Consider the following 18,184-nt stretch of genomic DNA (forward strand, 5'->3'; position numbering starts at 1 on the left):
GCCGGCGATGTCACGACCGACGTTCGCAACCGGGAAGTTGATTGGCAGGCCCGTCTCGCCGGGGCAATCAATTCCGTGGCGGGCGCGCGGGCGACCCCCACCGCCACGGGCAGGTGACACGCGCCACGTCACCCGTCTGTCACCCGGATTCCATTCGCCCGTTTCCGCGCGCACCGTATGGTCGTCGCTCCCGATGTCGCTTTCGCCAGGTACGGAGGTACGCGCATGGGGCGTCCCGAGAGACCGGTGGATCCGGCGGCGGGTCCCGTCCAGCGGCTCGCGCACGGGCTGCGCGAGCTGCGGCAGGCGGCCGGCGGGCCGGCGTACCGGACCATGTCGAAGGTGGCCGGGTTCTCCGCGACAACGCTGTCGCAGGCCGCGGCCGGTGAGCGGTTGCCGTCCCTCGCCGTGGTGCAGGGGTACGCGCGCGCATGCGGCGGCGACCCGGCGGAGTGGGAGCGCAGGTGGAAGGAGGCCGACGCGGAGGCGGGCAGGGCGCCCGCCGAGGAGGCGGAGGACGCCGCGGCGCCGTACCGCGGGCTGGCCCGGTTCGAGCCGGGCGACCGGCACCTCTTCTTCGGCCGGGACCGGGTGGTCGCGGACGTGAACGAGCTGGTGTGCGAACACCGGTTCGCGGTGCTGTTCGGGCCCTCCGGCAGCGGCAAGTCCTCGCTGCTGCGAGCCGGGCTGATCCCGCGCATCAAGGAGGAGATCGCGGCGCGCGGCGGCTCGGCGAGGCTGAGCATCCTCACGCCGGGCCCGACGCCCGCCGAGACCTTCGGTCACCTCCTCGTTCCGGCGGAGGGGGAGCCGGAGAGCTGGGTGGTCGTGGACCAGTTCGAGGAGGTCTTCACCCTCTGCCGCGACGCCCGGGAGCGGCACCGCTTCCTCGACCTGCTGCTCGCCTCCCGCGCCCCGGGCAGCAGGCTGCGCGTGCTGGTCGCGGTGCGCGCCGACTTCTACGCCCGCTGCGCCGAGCACCGCGATCTGGCGGACGCCCTGCGCGGCGCCGGGCTGCTGCTCGGCCCGATGACGGCGCAGGAGCTGCGGGAGGCGGTGGTCGGACCGGCTCAGGAGGCGGGCCTCATCGTCGAGCGGACGCTGACCGCCCGGCTGGTGGAGGAGGTCCTCGACGAGCCCGGCGGGCTGCCGATGCTCTCGCACGTCCTGCTGGAGACCTGGCGCCGCCGCCGGGGTCGGATGCTCACCCTCGCCGGGTACGAGGCCGCCGGCGCGGTGCGCGGCGCGATCGCGGCCACGGCCGAGGAGGCGTACGGCGCCCTGACCCCGCCGCAGGCCCGCGCCGCCCGCCATCTCCTGCAGCGCATGGTCGTCCCCGGCCAGGGCACCCCCGACACCCGCCGGCCCCTCACCCGCGCCGAACTGGCCCAGTGGGCCGACCCGGACGTGCCGGCCGTGGTCGAACAGCTGACCCGCGCCCGCCTGCTCACCGCAGACGAGGACGGCGTCCACCTCGCCCACGAGTCCCTCATCACCTCCTGGCCCCGCCTGCACGACTGGATCGAGGAGGACCGCGAACGCCTGCGCCACCACCGGATGCTCGCCGACGCGGCCCGCGCCTGGCTTGAGCACGACCGTGACCCCGGCACCCTGTACCGGGGCACCCGGCTGGCCCGCGCCGAGGAACTGTTCCCGGACCACCCGGAGGACCCCGCCCTCACCGTGCCGGAGCGCTCCTTCCTCACCGCCGCGCTGGACGCCCGCGAGGCCGAGCGCCGGGCCGCCGCCCGGATCAGCCGCCGCCACCGCATCCTCACCGTGTCCCTGTCGGCGGTCCTGGCCGTCGCGCTGCTGACGGGCTTCGGGGTCTGGCGCGAGTACGACGACAACCAGGTCCAGCGGACCCAGAACGCCGCCCGCCGCGCCGCCGACGTCGCCGACGCCCTGCGCACCACCGACCCCCGCACCGCCCTGCTCCTCGGCGCCGCCGCCTGGCGCGTCGCCGAACTCCCCGAGACCCGCCGCGCCCTGCTCGGCTCCCTCGGTCAGACCGAGACGGACACCTTCACCGACCCCGCCCCGGGCGACGGCCCCCGGCGTGCTCTCACCGACGGCGGCCGCACCCTGTTCGGCGCCGACGGCCGCTCCTGGCACACCTGGGACGTGACCACGCACCGCGCCCTCGGCTCGGGCCGGGTGCCGTCGGGCACGGTGACCGCCATCGGCCCGGGTGGGCGGGTGCTCGGCGTCACGATGGCCGACCAGACGGTACGGCTGTGGGACACGGCCACCGGCCACTGGACCGGGGGCCCCACCGCGCTGCCCGACGCCACCGACCTCCGCTTCACCGGCGACGGCCGTGCCCTGCTGGCCGTCGAGGGCGACCAGGTGCGGCTGCGCTCGGTCGCGGACGGCCGCGTGCTGTTCGGCACCGGGGCCTCGGACACGGCGCTCACCGCACTGGACGCCGACGGCCGGCTCGTGGCCGTCTGCTCTTCGGGAGGCACCCCGCAGCTCTGGGACACCGTCACCGGCCGTGCTCTGCCCGGCGCCTGGCAGCAGGACCGCGTCTGCGACGGGGACACCGCGTTCCTCACGCTCGCCGGCGACCGCCTGGCCGCCGCCACCGACACCGGATTCGGTGTCTGGGACACCGGCACGGGCAGACGGATCGCCGACGTCGACGACGCCGGGGTGCGGTACGCCTCCTTCAGCCCCGACGGCGGCTTCCTGGCCACGGCCGACTCCGGGGAGGTCCGCGTCTGGCGGCTCACCGACACCGGGGCCCCCGTCTTCCGGCACTCCCTCGACAACCAGTACCTCTACGGCGGCCTGTTCTGGGACGCCGGCGGCCGCACCCTGCGCTACCTGGAGGGCGGCACCGTCCACACCCTCGACCTCGGCCCGGCCGTCACCCCCGCCTGGCGTCCGACCGCGCTGGACGGCGTACGCCTGAGCCCCGACGGCACCACCTACGCCACCGCCGAGCGCACCGGCGGCCAGTACACCTTCCGCCTCAACGCCACCGCCGACGGCCGCGTCCTGCGCACCCTCCCGGCGGTGCGGGTCCCCGTCTCGGCCGACCCCACCCTGCCCGTCGTCCCCCAGGACACCCTCGCCCTGCTCGCGTTCAGCGCCGACGGCACCCGACTCGCGTACGGCGTCTCGGCGCCCGGCCGGGAGGCGGTGGCACAGCCGGTCACGATCTGGGACGTGCCCCGCGGACGGCCCGTGACCTCGGTGGACCTGCCCGGCGACCCGGTGCTGGAGATCGCCCTCGGCCCGGCCGGACGCACCCTGTTCGCGGCCCGCGACACGTCCGCCGGCGCCATCGCCGACGAGGTGTGGAGCGTCGCCCGCGGACGCCGCACCTCGGTCCTGACCGGCGTGACCGCAAGCCACCTCGGCGTCCGCCCCGACGGCGGTCTGCTGGTCGGCGACGGCAGGGCGGCCCGCCTGCCCTCGGGCCCGACCAGCGCCCCCGACCTCGTCCAGGGCGAGCAGATCGGCGCGCTGTCCTTCGCCGCCGACGGCTCCCTGCTGGCGGCCGGCGACCAGACGGGCCGGGTGGCCCTGTGGGACGGGGACCTGCGCCGCCGCGAGGGCCTCCTGCGCAGCGTCTTCACCGTCCCGCTCGGCACGACCCCCGAGGGGGTGAGCGCCCTCGCCCTCAGCTCCGACGGCCGCACCCTCGCCGTGGCCGGTGACGCGGGCAGCCTCCAGATGTGGGACGTGGCCACCCAGCAGCCCCTCGGCGGTCCGCTCACCACCCCCGGCGAGGAGATCGACTCGCTCGCCTTCAGCTCCGACGGCACGACGGTGTACGCGAGCAGCGCGCACGTGCCGCTCCAGCGGTACGTCGTCGATCCGGCGCGGGCTCAGGCGCTGGTCTGCGCCCGGGCCGGCGGCGTGGGCCTGACCCGGGCGCAGTGGCGGACGTACGTGCCGGACGCGCCGTACCGGCGGGTGTGCGACGCCGCGGTGTCGGGCGGGTGAACGGGGCCCCAGGTGGGGGTCGGGTAATTGATCGGCTCCCGGGGACGGGTGCCCGAACAACTCCTCGGCGGCGAGTCTCGCTGTCGGACGCCGGGCTCACACGGCGCCGAAGACGCAGAGGAGACAAAGGTGAAGATCAACCGCGGCGCGCGCCGTAGCGGGGGTTCCGCGACCGGCCGCAAGAAGGGTTCCGCCGGGAAGAGGTGGGCCGGGCTGCTGACGTTCGCGCTGGCTCCGCTGGTGGTGCTGGCCTCCCCCGGCGTCGCCTCGGCGAGCAGCCAGGAATGCCTGGGGAACTCGTCCACCCCGGCGAACGCGGACATCGCGGGCAACTGGTCGACCCAGCACCAGACGCGGTCGGTGACCGTGCAGCAGGCCCGCAACACCTGGCAGGACTGGGTCTGGCGGGGTGACCTGAACCACCTCACGTACCAGTGCCCCTGGAACGTTCCCAGCTGCACCTACGCCTGGTCGCAGTCGAAGACGACGGGCTGGAAGTGGTCGGTCGGTCTCAACGTCAAGGTCCCGAGTGTCCTCGGCAAGGCGGTCAGCGAGCTTGCCGCGCTCACTCCGTCGTACGAGCGCAACGGCTCCACCACCACCGCGTTCACCTGGCAGATCACCATGAAGCCGGGGCAGAAGGCCGCGCCGATCCAGGTCGTGGAGCGCCGCTGGACGCAGGGCGTCTACCAGGGCATCTACCACTCCACCGGCAAGTCCTGCCTGCCGACCACGAGCGACATCAACGCCAGGCCGCACGAGTACGTCTGGTACCCCAACGAGCGCTGGGGCAGCTGGACCACCAACGTGGCTGTCAGCGACTACGGGACGTACCACGTCTGGTGACCCTGCCGGGCCCTGACCGCGTCCGGTCCTGACCGGTCCGCTGAGGCACCCCGACCGCCGACGGGGTGCCTCGCGCAACAGCTCCCTCATCGACCCGAAGTGATCCTCAGTGATCTGGCGAACAGGATTTGATCCCATGATGGTGCGCCGCTTCTCCCGTGCCGCCGCCGGTTCGGTCGCGGTGATCGCCTGTGCCGTGCTGAGCGCCTGCGGCGCCACAGCCGACTCGACGCCCTCGGCTGCCGGCACGGCCGTCCCCGGTGCGGTGAAAATGAAGACGCTGCCCGCGTCCCGCCTGTGCACCGTACTCACCAAGGACGTCGCCGAACGGCTCGTCGCCGACGCCCGGTTCACGGCCCAGGTCGGCCCCGACAAGGGTGACGCCCTCGACGTCTGCGACTACGCCGCCGCCGACGGAAAGGCGACGGTGTCCCTCACCCCGGCCACCCGCACCTACGCCGGCGAACTGTCCGCCGCCCACGCCCTGCGCACGAACCCGGCCTCGGCCGGGATGCGCGACGTGCGGGTCGAGACGGTGAGCGGCCTGGGCCGGACGGCGTTCCGGGAAACCGCCTATCAGACACAGGCGGGGCAGCAGCTCACCTTCGTCGTGTGGGACTCCGGAGCCCGCACCTGGGTGCTGACCTTCGCGGCGACGGCGGACACCCCGACCACGCCGGCCACCGCGTCGGACGACAAGGTGGTCCGGACGGCCCGGTCCATCACCGCGAAACTGCCTGCCGGCAAGTGAACCGGCTGTCACCTGGTGCTCGCCCCCGAACGGCCAGGGCCTGATCCGCCTGCCAGGCCCTAGCGGTCGACAGTGCGCTGAGCCGTGGCCGGAGCGGGGGAGCCTGGGGAGCCGTCCGTCGCTCTGGCCGGGCCGGCGTTCGCCGCGGTGATGAGCGCGGCCACGGCGGCGACGGCGGCGGCGACGCTGCGGAAGTAACGTGCGGTGGGGCGTGCGGATGTGCGTCCGAGCACGGCGACCTCGCAACGACAGGGGCGGGTTAAGCACGTTTAATTCGCGGTTTAACCTAGGGGTAGTCAGAGCTCAACGGCAAGAGGTACAGGGGGAGTTGGGGGGAGTGGCGAAATGCAGGAAAGGGACGACCCGGAGACCATAGGGCGGCGCGTGCAGCAGCTGCGCACCGAACGGGGACTGACCCAGCGGCAGCTGGCCGAACCGGCCTACACACCCGCCTACATCTCCACGCTGGAGGCGGGCCGGGTGCGGGCCTCCGACGAGGCGCTGCGGCACATCGCCGGGCGGCTCGGCGTCGGCTACGAGGAGCTGGCCAGCGGGCGCCCCGCCCACCTCGCCACCGACCTGAGGCTACGGCTCACCGAGGCCCAGCGCACCCTCGCGACCGGCGCCGCAGAGGAGGCCGCCGCCCAGTACACGGCGCTGTTCGAGGAGGCCGAGGCGCACGGGCTCGCCGTGGAGCAGGCCACCGCGCTGCTCGGTCTCGGCGAGTGCGCCCTGGACACCGGCGAACTGGGGCAGGCCCGGGAGTTCTTCGAGCGGGCCGAGCTGTGGACGGCCGACGAGCCGCTGCCGGTGCGCGTCCCGGCGATCCGCGGCCGGGCCGTCAGCCACTACCTCGCCGGTGAACTCCGCTACGCCGTCTACCTCCTGGAGACCACCCTCGACGAGCTCAACCGCAGCGGCCTGCACGACCCCGACGCGCTGCTGCTCCTCTACGCCTCCGCCATCGGCCCGTACATGGACATGGGCGCCCACGCCCGCGCCGCCCAGGCCGCCGAACTCGCCCTCGCCCTCGCCCCGCAGGCCGGCGACCCCGCGCTGATCGCCCGGATGCACCGCTCCGTCGCCCGCACCCTGCTCGCCGAGGGCCGGGTCGCCGAAGCCGACGCCTCCCTGGCCAAGGCCGCCGAGCTGTACCGCCAGCTCCAGCTCCGCACCGAACTCGCCAACTGCCACTGGATGCGCGGCTACGTCTACGCCCAGAACGGCGAACTGGAGCGTGCGGAGGGCGAGTTGCGCGAGGCCCTCGCGATGCTCTCGGAGACCCGGGCGGCCCTCTACCGCAGCCAGGCGGCGGTCGAGCTGGCCGACGTCCTGCACCGCCGGGGCAAGTCGGACGAGGCCGCCGAACTCCTCCACGACGTGCTCGGCGACTTCTCCTCCGAGCGCGGCGCGGTCCACTCGGCCGCCGCGCACCGCCTCCTCGGCATCATCGCCGAGGACGCCCGGGACACGGAGGCGGCCGAGGAGCACTACGTACGGGCGCTGAGCCTGCTGGAGCGGGCGGGCGCGGCCGGTGACCTGGCGGACCTGTGCCGCCTGCTCGGCGACCTGCTGCGCCGCACCGGCCGGGTGGAGGCGGCCCTGGACGCCTACCGCACCGGCCTCGGCCACCGTACGGCCCCGGGCACCACGACCCTGGGACCGGCACCGGCACAGCCCCCGCTGTAGAGGGGCCGGGGTCCCGCGTCGGCCCCTTTTCCGCTGCGCCGCCTGTCGCATGATCTGCGCGACGGGCGGCAGCAGTGGCGTGCTTCCTACACCCAGCCCCTCGACATGGCGGTGAACCGGCGACCGGCTTCTAGAACAGTCTCGTCAGCGACACGCGACACCTTCGAAAAGCTGCGGGCTGAGGGAGAAGAAGACGATGACGACGACCGACCACGGAGCCGACCTGCTGATCCGCGCCGGCGCGGTGCACACCCTGGTGCCCGGCCAGGCCCCGCAGCGGGCCCTGGCGGTGCGCGGCGACCGGATCGCGGCCGTGTCCGCCGACCCGCACGGCCTCGACCACCTGGTGACCGCCGGGACCGAGGTCCGTGACCTGCCCGGCGCCACCGTGCTGCCCGCCTTCGACGACACCCACACCCACCTGGTCTTCGCCGCGCTCGGCGCCCAGGACGTCCCCGTCCACCAGGCCCGCACCATCCCCGAGTTCCTCGACCTGATCCGGCAGCGGGCCGCGGTCACCCCCGAGGGCGAGTGGATCCGCACCACCACCAACTGGCAGGAGCTGAACCTGGCCGAGCGCCGCATGCCCACCGCGGCCGAACTCGACACGGCCACCGACCGGCACCCGGTCCTGGTCAAGCGCGGCGGCCACAACGACGTCGTCAACAGCCGTGCGCTGCGCCTCGCGGGCATCACCGAGGACACCCCCGTGCCGCCCGGCGGCAGCATCGGCCGCGACGCCGACGGCAGGCTGGACGGCCGGCTCGTCGACAACGCCCTGCACCTGGTCGAGCGCCTGGTCCCGGCCCCCGACCGCGCCGAGCGCATCGAGGGCCTGCGCATCGCCTCCCGCGACTACGCCGCCACCGGCATCGGCACCGTCCGGGACTGCGCGGTGACCCCCGAGGACTACCGGGTGTTCCGGGCCGCCCGCGAGGCCGGCGCCCTGCACACCAGGGTGCGCGCGCTGATCTCGGCACTCGGCATGACGAGCGCGGCCCAGGTGGAGGACCTGCTCGACACCATGGAGCAGTGGCGCGGCACCTCCGACCCGCACCTGTCGGTGTGGGGCGTGAAGTTCGGCCTCGACGGCGGCCTGGAGGCCGGCGCCACCGAGGAGCCGTACGCCTGCGACCACTCCTTCTCCGGGATGCTGATCTGGGAGCCGGACGCGCTGGCCGAGGCGGTCGAGGCGGTGGTCCGGCGCGGCTGGCGGGTCGGCACCCACGCCTACGGCGACCGCGCGGTCCGCACCCTCCTCGACGTCTACGAGCATGTCCTGGACCGCAACCCCGGGCTGCCCGCCGGCACCCTGGTCATGGAGCACGGGGGCCTGGCCGGCGCCGAGCAGCGCGCCCGCGCCGTCTCCCTCGGCATCCCCGTCACCATCCAGCAGCCGCTGCTGCACGACACCGCCGAGGTCGAGGAGGGCTTCTGGGGCCCGGAACGGGTCGCCCGCCTCTTCCCGGCCCGCGGCTGGATCGACCTGGGCGCCCAGGTCAGCGCGGGTTCCGACTTCCCGGTCGGCCAATTCGGCGCGATGCGCTCGGTGTGGGGCATGACGACGCGGCAGACGGTCATCGGCGTGAAGGGCCCCGAACACGCGATCTCGTACGACGAGGCCCTGACCCTCCACACCACCCAGGCGGCCCGACTCACCGGCGAGTCCCACCTCCGCGGCACCCTGACCCCGGGCCGCTGGGCGGACTTCACGCTCTGGGACCGCGACCCGGCGAACGCCTCCGGCGAGGAGCTGCGGGACCTGAAGCCGACGCAGACGGTCATCGGCGGTTCCTGCGTCACCCCGTGAGGCGCAGCGCCCCTTCGGGGGCGCGGGGCTGTGTCCGATGTGCGGCTCCGCCGCGTGGGCGCGGCCCCCCATCGGCCCGTACCCGGCACACAGCAGTCTCTGTGCCGGGTAACAGTCCCGTTCACTAGCGTCCCCCGCGTGCACAACCAACGGACAGTAGCCGACGGCCTGCGTCTCCTGACAAGGGCCGTCGTCCACGTGGTCCTCGGTGGCACCGCCCTCCTCGCGACAGCGACCGTCGTCTCCTTCCTGGGCCCGACCCTCGCCCTCGACCTCTACACCCCACCCGTCGCCGCCTGGTGGACCGTGTTCACGGCGGTCGCCGTCCAGGGCGTCCCCTTCCTGCTCCTCGGCACCGTCGTCTCCGCGGCGATCGCCGCCTTCGTCCCGGAACGGGTGTTCACCCGCCTCCTCCCCCGCAACCAGGCCCTCGCCGTGCCCGTGGCGGGGGCCGCGGGCGTCGTCCTCCCCGGCTGCGAGTGCGCGTCCGTGCCCGTGGCCGACAGCCTGATGCGGCGCGGGGTGGCCCCGGCCGCCGCCCTCGCCTTCCTCCTCTCGGCCCCCGCGATCAACCCGGTCGTGCTGGTGGCGACGTCGATCGCGTTCCCCGGTCAGCCGACGATGGTGCTGGCCCGGCTGCTCGCCTCCCTCGGCACGGCGGTGGTGATGGGCTGGCTGTGGGCGCGGTTCGGCCGCGACGAGTGGCTGCGCCCGCCCCGCCCCGCCCACGGCCCCCGGACCTCCGGCCCCCGCGCCTTCGTCACCGGCCTCCAGCACGACTTCCTGCACGCCGGCGGCTTCCTCGTGCTGGGCGCGGCGGCCGCGGCGACCTTCAACATCGCGGTGCCCAGATCGGTCCTCGACGTCTTCACCGGCTCCGCGTGGACCGCCGTACCCCTCCTCGCGGTGCTCGCCGTCGTGCTGTGCGTGTGCAGCGAGGCCGACGCCTTCGTCGCCGCCTCGCTCAGCGCGTTCCCGGCGACGGCCCGGTTGGCCTTCATGGTGGTGGGCCCGATGGTCGACCTGAAGCTGGTCGCCCTCCAGGCGGGCACCTTCGGCCGGGGCTTCGCGCTCCGGTTCTCCTCGGCGACCTGGCTGGTGGCGTTGTCGTCCAGTGCCCTGGTGGGGTGGTGGCTGCTGTGAGGCGCTACGGCGGACCCGTCCTGCTCTGCCTGGTCGGCGCGGCGGTCCTGCGGATCACCCTGCTCAGCGACCTGTATCTCAGGTACGTGCAGGCGGCGCTGCGCCCCTACCTGATCGCCTCCGGCATCGCCCTGATCCTGCTGGGCGTGACGACGGCGCTCCTGCGAAGCCAGGGAGGCCGTACACCGGACGATGACGAGCAGGTCATCGACGAGCAGGACGTCGACGAGCAGGACGTCGACGAGCAGGACGTCGAGGAGCAGGTCATCGACGACGACGGTCTCGACCACGGCCACAGCCACGGCCACGGCCATCACGGTGCCGTCGGCCCCCGCATCGCCTGGCTGCTCACCCTCCCGGCGCTCGCCCTGCTCCTCTTCCCTCCCCCGGCCCTCGGTTCGTACAGCGCGGGGCGGGAGGCGGCGCAGCGGGCGGCGCAGGGGGTGGGGAGGTTCCCGGCGCTGCCGGCCGGGAACCCGGTGGAGCTGACCCTCGCCGGGTTCAGCTCGCGGGCGATCTACGACAGCGGGCGCTCGCTGACCGGCCGTACCGTCCGGATGACGGGCTTCGTGACGCGGGGCTCCGGCGGCACCTGGTACCTGACCCGCCTGATGGTCACGTGCTGCGCCGCCGACGCGACCACCAGCAAGGTCGAGATCCGGGGCGCGGACGCGCCGCCCACCGACACCTGGGTCACCGTCACCGGCACCTGGCACCCCAGGGGCAGGCTGGGCTCGGACGCGGCGTGGCCGCCCGCGCTGGACGCGACGTCGGCGCGGACGGTGAGGCAGCCGTCGGACCCCTACGAGACCCGGAGCTAGCCGGTCAGGCCTGCGCCCGCCCCTTCTCCCGTACCTGGGCGAGGCGCTGGACGCCGATGTCGAGGGCCTGCTGGGTGGTGTCGTCGGGGAGGGTGCCGAGGGCGCCGGCGGTGAGGACGATCGCGTCGTCGCCGACGCGGACGACGGCGATGTCGAGGGTGAGGGTGGTGGGATCGTCGGCGGCGGAGGGCTGCGCGGTGAGGGTCATCCGGAGTCCCTGGCGCGCGTCGCCGAGGTCGTGCGGCAGCCCGGCGTCGGTGATCTGGACCGCCGCGGTCCCGGCCGCGGTCGTCTGCGCGGTGAACTGCCCGCAGGTGCGGGGCAGGGTCCGCAGCCAGGCCAGGGTGCGCTCGACGTCGGCGGAGCGGCTCGCGTCGACCTGGTAGCGGAGCTGTGCCGCGTCGTCGCCGTCGTCGAGGGCGGTGGCGGCCTGCGGACCGGCCGGGGCGCCGAGCAGTTCGTCGGTGTACAGGGCCTCCAGGAGGCGCTGGCAGTCGGCCTGGCCGGTGGCCGCCTTGAGCAGGCCGTCGTGCCAGGTGGCGGTGCCGTCGGTCGCCGTCCACGGCACGCCCAGGTCGCTCTCGTCGATCAGCGCGGCCTGCGCCTGCTCGATGGTGAGCGCCGGGGTGCCGGACGAGGCGGCCGGACTGGTCGGGGCGGCCCGCTCGGCCGCGGTCGCGTTGGCGGACGGGGCGGAGACCGGGGCGGATGCCTCCGGCGGCGCGGCGGCGGTGCAGGCGGAGACGGCGGAGCCGGCCAGGAGGCCGACGACGGCGAGACCGGAGGCGATGGCTTTCATGCGGGGGCCTCTCCAGGACCGGGACCGGGATTCAGACGCGGCGGAGCACGGGCGCAGCGCAGCGCGTGTTCCCACGCCACCATTTCCCGCCCCGGCCCACCACCGCTCCGGTCCGTCCGGGTGACTCCCGGCGGAGTGCCCCGGGACCGCTGGTGCGCGGACCGCCGGGAGACCGGTTCGCCGGGAGAAGTGGTCCGCCCCCGCACGCGAGCCCTCCGCCACGCGAGTGCTCCGCTACGTGAGAGCCGCGCTCGCCTCGCGGAGTTCGGTCAGGGTGGTGCGGGCCAGGTCGGGGAGGGGGCGTTCGTTCGCCGGGGTGATCCAGTGGGCGAAGGCGGTGGAGAAGGCCTGGGCGCCCAGGTGGGCGGCGAGGGAGGCGGTGGGGTCGGGTACGCCGCGGTCGTGGAGGGCCGTGGCCAGGGTCGTGGCGAGGGTGAGGCTCTTGAACGCGGCGCGTTCGCGCAGCTCGCTGTGGCTGCCGATGACCCGCATCAGCTGTGGGCCGAACGCGCGCTGCTCCGGGGTGAAGGAGCCGGCCAGGGCGTCCAGGGCGGTGGCCACCACCTCCAGCGGGGTCGCCGTGTCCGGCGCGGCCGCGGCTCCCTCGGCCAGCAGGCGCCCGTGCTCCTCCTGCCCCGCGAACAGCACCTCGCGCTTGTCCGGGAAGTGCCGGAAGAACGTCGTCTTGGTCAGCCCGGCCCGTTCGGCGATCTGGGCGACGGTGGTGCTGTCGTACCCCTGCTCGCCGAACAGGTCGATCGCGGCTTGCACGAGGCGCAGTCGTGCGTTCGGTTCCCATCGGGCCATGGGGACAGCCTAAGTGATGTGACTCGGTACCGTCACGGGAGTATGGTGACGGTACCGAGTCACATCACCTTGTCCTCCGTTCTGGGGAGAGTGCTGTCATGCGTGTTTTCGTCACCGGCGCGAGCGGTCATATCGCCTCCGCCGTCATTCCCGAACTGCTCGGCGCCGGGCACGAGGTCGTCGGCCTCGCCCGGTCCGAGGAGTCCGCGGCGGCCGTGAAGGCCCTGGGTGCCGAGGTGCGCCGCGGTGACCTGGCGGACCTGGACGGCCTGCGGGCGGCCGCGGCCGACGCCGACGCCGTCGTCCATCTCGCCTTCGACCACGCGGCGATGGCCGCCGGGGACATGGCCGGGGCCGCGGCCGCCGACCGGACCGTGGTCGAGGCGTTCGGCGAGGCGCTCGCCGGCACCGGCAAGGCCCTCCTGGGCATCGGCATGGGCCACGGCGACGGCAACGAGCACCTCGCCGCGGCGTACAGCGCCAATCCGCGGATCCCCACCGGGCGGCTCTTCGGCGAGTTCGTCGGACAGGGGGTGCGTGCCGTGCTCGTCGGGATTCCGCCGGTCGTGCACAGCACGCGGGACCGAGGCGGGTTCCTGCCGACGCTGATCCGGATCGCGCGGGCCACGGGCGTCTCCGGCTACGCCGGGGACGGTTCCAACCGGTGGTCCGCCGTGCACACGCTGGACCTCGCCCGGCTCTACCGGCTGGCGCTGGAGAAGGCCCCGGCGGGCGCCGAGCTGCACGCGGCGGCCGAGGAGGGGGTCGCGGTACGGGACATCGCCGAGGCGATCGGGCGGCGGCTGGGGATCCCGGTGGAGAGCGTTCCGGAGGACCGGCGCGCCGAGCACTTCGGGTTCTTCGGGGCGTTCGTGTCGCTGGACGTGCCCGTGCGGAGCGGGCGGACCCGCGAGCTGCTGGGGTGGCAGCCGGCGGAGCCGGGAGTGGTGGCGGACCTCGACCAGGGGCACTACTTCGAAGGGGAGTAGACGGGATCAGGGGGCCTAGAGTCGGGCCCGGCGAAAGGAGCCCCCCTGTGACCGGTCAGCCCATCCCCGTGATCATCGACTGCGACACCGGTGTCGACGACGCCCTCGCCCTGCTGTTCGCCGTGCGCCACCCGGGGCTTGAGCTGCGGGCGGTGAGCTGTGTCGCAGGGAACACGGACGTGGACGGGGTGGTCCGCAACACCCTGACCGTGCTGGAGCGGGCCGGGGCCGGGGACGTTCCGGTCGCCCGGGGTGCCGAGCGGCCGCTGATCGAGGCGGCGCGGTCGGCTCGGCACGTGCACGGGGCGGACGGGATGGGCGATCTCGGGCTGCCCGCGCCCACCCGGCGCCCCGCCGACGTCGACGCCGTCACCCTGCTGCGCCGCGAGATCCTCGGCTCGCCCCGCCCGGTCACCCTGATCCCCACCGCGCCGCTCACCAACATCGCGCTGCTGCTGCGCACCCACCCGGAGGTGACCCGGAACATCGAGCGGATCGTGTTCATGGGCGGCGCGGTCGCCACCGGGAACGCCACTCCGGTGGCCGAGTTCAACGTCTGGCACGACCCCGAGGCGGCCGCCGTCCTGCTCACCGCCGGGGTGCCGATCACCATGTACGGCCTGGACGTCTTCCAGCGGGTCGTGGTGCCGGGCACGGAGGTACGACGGCTGCGCGCGAGCACCGAACCGGGGGCCCGGCTCGCCGGGGACCTGCTCGCGCACCGGCCGGCCGCCCCCGACCCGGTCGGTGACGCCCCCGACGGCGACGACCCGGCCGGCGGCCTCGGGGACGCCGGCGCGGTCTGTGCCGTGGCCGACCCGGCCGGTCTGACCACCCGGCTCCTCCCGGTCGAGGTCTCCCTCGCCCCCGGACCGACCCGGGGCCAGACCGTCGTCGACCGCCGCCCCCGCCCCGGCGAGGCCGAGATCCACGGCGGCGCCCGCGAACAGGCCCTGGTGGACGTGGCGTTGGACGTCGACGTGGACCGGTACGTGAAGCTGTACCTGGAGACCGTCGCCGGCACCGGCTTTGTCGCGGGCTGATCCCGAACGTCAACTGTTCGTAACCGAGGAGGAGTTGGGGAACCCGGGCGGGACGGTGCACCTCATCGTGGGCGAGAGACGGACCGGCGCCACGCCCCGGGGGGAACCATGCCGAGCACGAGCACGAGCACGAGCACGAGAAAGCGAACGCGGAACGCGATACGCGCCTGCCTGGCGCTGACGACCACGACGGCCATGACGGGTCTGGCCCTCGCCCAGACCGCCACCGCAGACACCGCAGACACCGCGCCCACCGCACCCCCCGGCTCCTTCGCGGCCGGGGCCCACACCCTCACCCTCATCACCGGTGACCGGGTCACCGTCGACGCCAGGGGCCGGGTCCTCGGCGTGCAGCACGCCGAGGGACGGGAGCACGTGCCCGTCCGGACCCGTACCGTCGGCGGCCACACCCTGGTCGTGCCCACCGACGCGGCGGCCCTGATCGCCGCCGGGAAACTGGACCGACGCCTGTTCGACATCACCGAGTTGAACAAGGGGAGCGAGCGGGCGGACCAGCGGAACGGCCTCAAGGTCATCGTCGGCTACCGGGGCACGGCGACGGCCGCCCGCGCCGAGGTCGGGGACGCGGCCACCGTGCGCCGTACCCTCACGTCCCTGGACGCGCAGGCGGTCCGGGCCCCGAAGCAGGACCCGGGCCGGCTCTGGGACGCGGTGACGAACGGCGCCGAGGCCGCGCCGGGGGTCGCCCACATCTGGCTGGACGCCGTCCGCGAGGTCAGCGACGACAGGTCGGGGCCGCAGATCGGCGCGCCCACCGCCTGGAAGGCCGGCTACACCGGCAAGGGCGTGAAGATCGCGGTGCTGGACACCGGTATCGACGCCGACCACCCCGACCTCAAGGGCCAGGTGGTCGCGGCGAAGAACTTCTCCCTCTCCCCCGACACCGACGACCACCAGGGCCACGGCACCCACGTCGCGTCCATCGCGGCCGGCACCGGCGCCGGATCAGGGGGCAGGTACACCGGGGTCGCGCCGGGCGCGAAGCTGCTCGCCGGCAAGGTGATGAACGACGACGGCAGCGGCGACGACTCCGCGATCATCGCCGGCATGGAGTGGGCCGCCGACCAGGGCGCCGACATCGTCAACATGAGCCTGGGCGGCACCGACACCCCCGGCACCGACCCGCTGGAGGCCGAGGTGAACAAGCTGTCCGAGGAGAAGGGCATCCTGTTCGCCATAGCCGCCGGCAACGAGGGGGAGCTGGGCGCGGGCACCGTCGACTCGCCGTCCAGCGCCGCCGACGCGCTCTCCGTCGGGGCCGTCGACGGCAAGGACAAGCTCGCCGGCTTCTCCTCCACCGGACCGGTCCCCGACGGCTCCGTGAAGCCGGACGTCACCGCGCCCGGCGTCGACATCACCGGCGCCGCGGCCCCGGGCAGCGCCATCGACAAGGAGGAGGGGGAGAACCCGCCCGGCTACCTGACCATCTCGGGCACGTCGATGGCGACCCCGCACGTCGCGGGCGCCGCCGCCATCCTCAAGCAGGAGCACCCGGACTGGGGGTACGCGCAGCTCAAGGCGGTGCTGATGGGCTCGGCCAAGGCGGGTGCCTACACGCCGTACCAGCAGGGCACCGGGCGGATCCAGGTCGACAAGGCCATCACGCAGACCGTGTTCGCCGAGCAGCCTTCGCTGTCCTACGGCATCCAGCGGTGGCCGCACACCGACGACACCCCGGTCACCAAGCGGCTGGCCTACCGCAACACCGGCACCGCGGCCGTCACCCTGAAGCTCACCCCGACGGCCCTCGGCCCCGACGGCGGCCGGGCACCGGCCGGCTTCCTGACGCTCGGCGCCACCTCGGTGACCGTCCCGGCGGGCGGCACCGCCTCGGTCGGCGTCACCGTGAACACCAGGGCGGGCACGGCCGACGGCGCCTATTCGGGGTACGTGGTCGCGACCGGCGGCGGCCGGACCGTCCGGACCACCGTGGGCGTGCAGCGCGAGGTGCAGTCGTACGACGTGACGCTGAGGTTCGTGAACCGGCCCGGTCGGTCCCCGGTCCACCTCACCACCCTGACCGGCTACTCCGGGATCGGCGAGGGACTGGACTACAGCTCGCAGAGCACGGACGACACCGTGACCCTGCGGGTGCCCAAGGGCAGGTACGTCCTCGACTCCGTCAGCATGAAGAGCCTCACCTCGGACGCGGGCGGGATCGACTGGCTGTCGCGGCCCGTGCTGAACGTCACCGGGGACACCCGCGTCACCCTGGACCTGAACCGGACCAGGGCCTCGGACATCACCGTCCCGGACGCCGCCGCCAGGCCGTCGGACGCGGGCATCGGCTACCAGTACGCCGACGCGGTCGCCGACTTCTCCGTGCACACCACCTCCTTCGCCGGCCTGCGCGTCGCGCACCTCGGCCCGGCCGTCCGGAACCTCACCGAGCGCTGGACCGGACAGTGGACGCGGGGCGCGAGCAGCGAGTACGACATCTTCACCACCGGCGAACCGACCACGTTCAAGGCGCTCACCAAGCACTACCCGGCGAGCGGGCTGGCCACCGTCAAGGCCCGCCTCGGCAGCTCCGTGCCGGGCCGCACCGGCGCGCTCACCCTGTTCGCGGAGACCGCGGGCGGCACCGGCCTCACCCGGCCGGTCACCCAGCGGCTGCCGGGCACCCACACCCTGCACCTGTCCGCGGGCGGCGGCGTCTTCTGGACGGCGAGCTTCGACCAGTACGCGGCCGAACCCGACGAGTACGGCTATCCGGTCAGCACGGCCCACTACACCTCCGGCACCGGCCGGACCTACCAGGGCGGCCGGACCTACACCAGCACGTTCAACACCGCCGTGATCGCCCCGCTGCTCACCGCCGACTACGGTCTGGACCGCAACGGCAACGAGATCTCCGGCGAGATCCCGCTGTTCTCCGACGGCGCCGGGCACGCCGGTTCCTCCGACTTCTCGTCGGTACGCACGACTCTCTTCCGGAACGGCACCGAGGTCGGCAGCAACAGCGACCCGCTGTTCGGCCTCGACGTGTTCAAGGTGCCGTCCGGTCAGGCGTCCTACCGGCTCTCCACCTCCGTGCGGCGCTCCGCGGCGGTGGCGCGGACCTCCTCGCGCATCGACGCCACCTGGACGTTCACCTCGAAGAAAACCTCCGGGCCGACCGCCCTGCCGGCCTCCGTCCTGCGGATCGCCGCGCAGACCGACCTCAGCGGTCACGCCCCGGCCGGCCGCAGGGTCACCGTGCCGGTGACCGTCCAGGGTTCGGCGGCGGGCCGGAACCTCAAGTCCCTCGCCGTGTGGGCCTCCTTCGACGGCGGCGGGCACTGGACGAGGCTCACCGTCACCCACGGCCACGTCACCTGCCGGAACCCGGCCAAGGACAAGGCGGTGTCCTTCAGGTACCGGATCACCGACAAGAAGGGCAACGCGTCGGCGGTCACCGTGTACGACGCGTACTTCGGCAAGTGAGCCGGGCCCCGGCCCGGGGCACGGACGCGTACGCCCCGGCCGTCACCGACGGCCGGGGCGTACGGACGTACCCGATGGGATC

Annotated in this window: 12 protein-coding genes; 10 read left to right on the top strand and 2 right to left on the bottom strand. The window is 74.2% G+C overall.

Translation table 11 applies throughout. The features are described from left to right. Nucleotides 1-225 precede the first annotated feature (225 nt). The 7 genes from ACIQVL_RS17255 to ACIQVL_RS17285 all read left to right on the top strand — a co-directional run bounded on the left by ACIQVL_RS17255 (nt 226) and on the right by ACIQVL_RS17285 (nt 11,017). A complete protein-coding gene (locus tag ACIQVL_RS17255) occupies nt 226-3,957 on the top strand; it encodes a hypothetical protein (RefSeq protein ID WP_403475679.1) in 3,732 nt (1,243 codons plus the stop codon). Nucleotides 3,958-4,086: 129 nt separating this feature from the next. Further along, a complete protein-coding gene (locus tag ACIQVL_RS17260) occupies nt 4,087-4,803 on the top strand; it encodes a hypothetical protein (RefSeq protein WP_403428717.1) in 717 nt (238 codons plus the stop codon). Between the two features lie 136 nt (nt 4,804-4,939). Next, nucleotides 4,940-5,554 carry a hypothetical protein gene (locus ACIQVL_RS17265; protein WP_403475680.1) on the top strand — a complete coding sequence of 205 codons (615 nt, stop codon included), beginning with the start codon at nt 4,940-4,942 and terminating at the stop codon, nt 5,552-5,554. 345 nt (nt 5,555-5,899) lie between these two features. Next, nucleotides 5,900-7,243 (top strand): tetratricopeptide repeat protein, encoded by a 1,344-nt coding sequence (locus ACIQVL_RS17270; protein ID WP_403428720.1) that lies wholly within the window; start codon nt 5,900-5,902, stop codon nt 7,241-7,243. A gap of 196 nt (nt 7,244-7,439) precedes the next feature. Further along, nucleotides 7,440-9,053 (top strand): amidohydrolase, encoded by a 1,614-nt coding sequence (locus tag ACIQVL_RS17275; protein ID WP_403475681.1) that lies wholly within the window; start codon nt 7,440-7,442, stop codon nt 9,051-9,053. A 138-nt stretch (nt 9,054-9,191) separates the two neighbouring features. Next, on the top strand, nt 9,192-10,196 hold the full coding sequence (locus ACIQVL_RS17280; RefSeq protein ID WP_403428723.1) for a permease: 1,005 nt from the start codon (nt 9,192-9,194) through the stop codon (nt 10,194-10,196). Further along, entirely contained in the window at nt 10,193-11,017 is an 825-nt protein-coding gene (locus tag ACIQVL_RS17285) for a TIGR03943 family putative permease subunit (protein WP_403475914.1), read from the top strand. The genes ACIQVL_RS17280 and ACIQVL_RS17285 overlap by 4 nt, the downstream gene beginning before the upstream one ends. Nucleotides 11,018-11,021: 4 nt before the next feature. On the opposite strand, the gene ACIQVL_RS17290 is transcribed toward ACIQVL_RS17285, so the two are convergent. Together ACIQVL_RS17290 and ACIQVL_RS17295 are read right to left on the bottom strand one after the other, a co-directional pair. After that, nucleotides 11,022-11,816: a hypothetical protein gene (locus ACIQVL_RS17290; protein WP_403475682.1), complete on the bottom strand. Its 795-nt coding sequence runs from the start codon at nt 11,814-11,816 to the stop codon at nt 11,022-11,024. A 234-nt stretch (nt 11,817-12,050) separates the two neighbouring features. Next, a complete protein-coding gene (locus ACIQVL_RS17295) occupies nt 12,051-12,623 on the bottom strand; it encodes a TetR/AcrR family transcriptional regulator (protein ID WP_403475683.1) in 573 nt (190 codons plus the stop codon). Between the two features lie 98 nt (nt 12,624-12,721). On the opposite strand from ACIQVL_RS17295, the gene ACIQVL_RS17300 reads away from it, so the two are divergent. The 3 genes from ACIQVL_RS17300 to ACIQVL_RS17310 all read left to right on the top strand — a co-directional run bounded on the left by ACIQVL_RS17300 (nt 12,722) and on the right by ACIQVL_RS17310 (nt 18,102). Beyond that, a complete protein-coding gene (locus ACIQVL_RS17300; protein ID WP_403428731.1) occupies nt 12,722-13,612 on the top strand; it encodes an SDR family oxidoreductase in 891 nt (296 codons plus the stop codon). A gap of 47 nt (nt 13,613-13,659) precedes the next feature. Then, complete coding sequence (locus ACIQVL_RS17305; protein WP_403475684.1) at nt 13,660-14,655, top strand: nucleoside hydrolase; 996 nt, start codon at nt 13,660-13,662, stop codon at nt 14,653-14,655. A 195-nt stretch (nt 14,656-14,850) separates the two neighbouring features. Then, complete coding sequence (locus ACIQVL_RS17310) at nt 14,851-18,102, top strand: S8 family peptidase (RefSeq protein ID WP_403475685.1); 3,252 nt, start codon at nt 14,851-14,853, stop codon at nt 18,100-18,102. Nucleotides 18,103-18,184: the final 82 nt, after the last annotated feature.

The sequence above is a fragment of the Streptomyces sp. NPDC090499 genome (assembly GCF_044769305.1).
Taxonomy (GTDB): Bacteria; Actinomycetota; Actinomycetes; order Streptomycetales; family Streptomycetaceae; genus Streptomyces.

Excerpts from the sequence above, each read along its gene's own strand:
- ACIQVL_RS17295 (WP_403475683.1), bottom strand. The coding sequence starts at position 12,623 with ATGGCCCGATGGGAACCGAACGCACGACTGCGCCTCGTGCAAGCCGCG.
- ACIQVL_RS17310 (WP_403475685.1), top strand. The coding sequence starts at position 14,851 with ATGACGGGTCTGGCCCTCGCCCAGACCGCCACCGCAGACACCGCAGAC.
- ACIQVL_RS17255 (WP_403475679.1), top strand. The coding sequence starts at position 226 with ATGGGGCGTCCCGAGAGACCGGTGGATCCGGCGGCGGGTCCCGTCCAG.
- ACIQVL_RS17270 (WP_403428720.1), top strand. The coding sequence starts at position 5,900 with ATGCAGGAAAGGGACGACCCGGAGACCATAGGGCGGCGCGTGCAGCAG.
- ACIQVL_RS17265 (WP_403475680.1), top strand. The coding sequence starts at position 4,940 with ATGATGGTGCGCCGCTTCTCCCGTGCCGCCGCCGGTTCGGTCGCGGTG.
- ACIQVL_RS17290 (WP_403475682.1), bottom strand. The coding sequence starts at position 11,816 with ATGAAAGCCATCGCCTCCGGTCTCGCCGTCGTCGGCCTCCTGGCCGGC.
- ACIQVL_RS17300 (WP_403428731.1), top strand. The coding sequence starts at position 12,722 with ATGCGTGTTTTCGTCACCGGCGCGAGCGGTCATATCGCCTCCGCCGTC.
- ACIQVL_RS17275 (WP_403475681.1), top strand. The coding sequence starts at position 7,440 with ATGACGACGACCGACCACGGAGCCGACCTGCTGATCCGCGCCGGCGCG.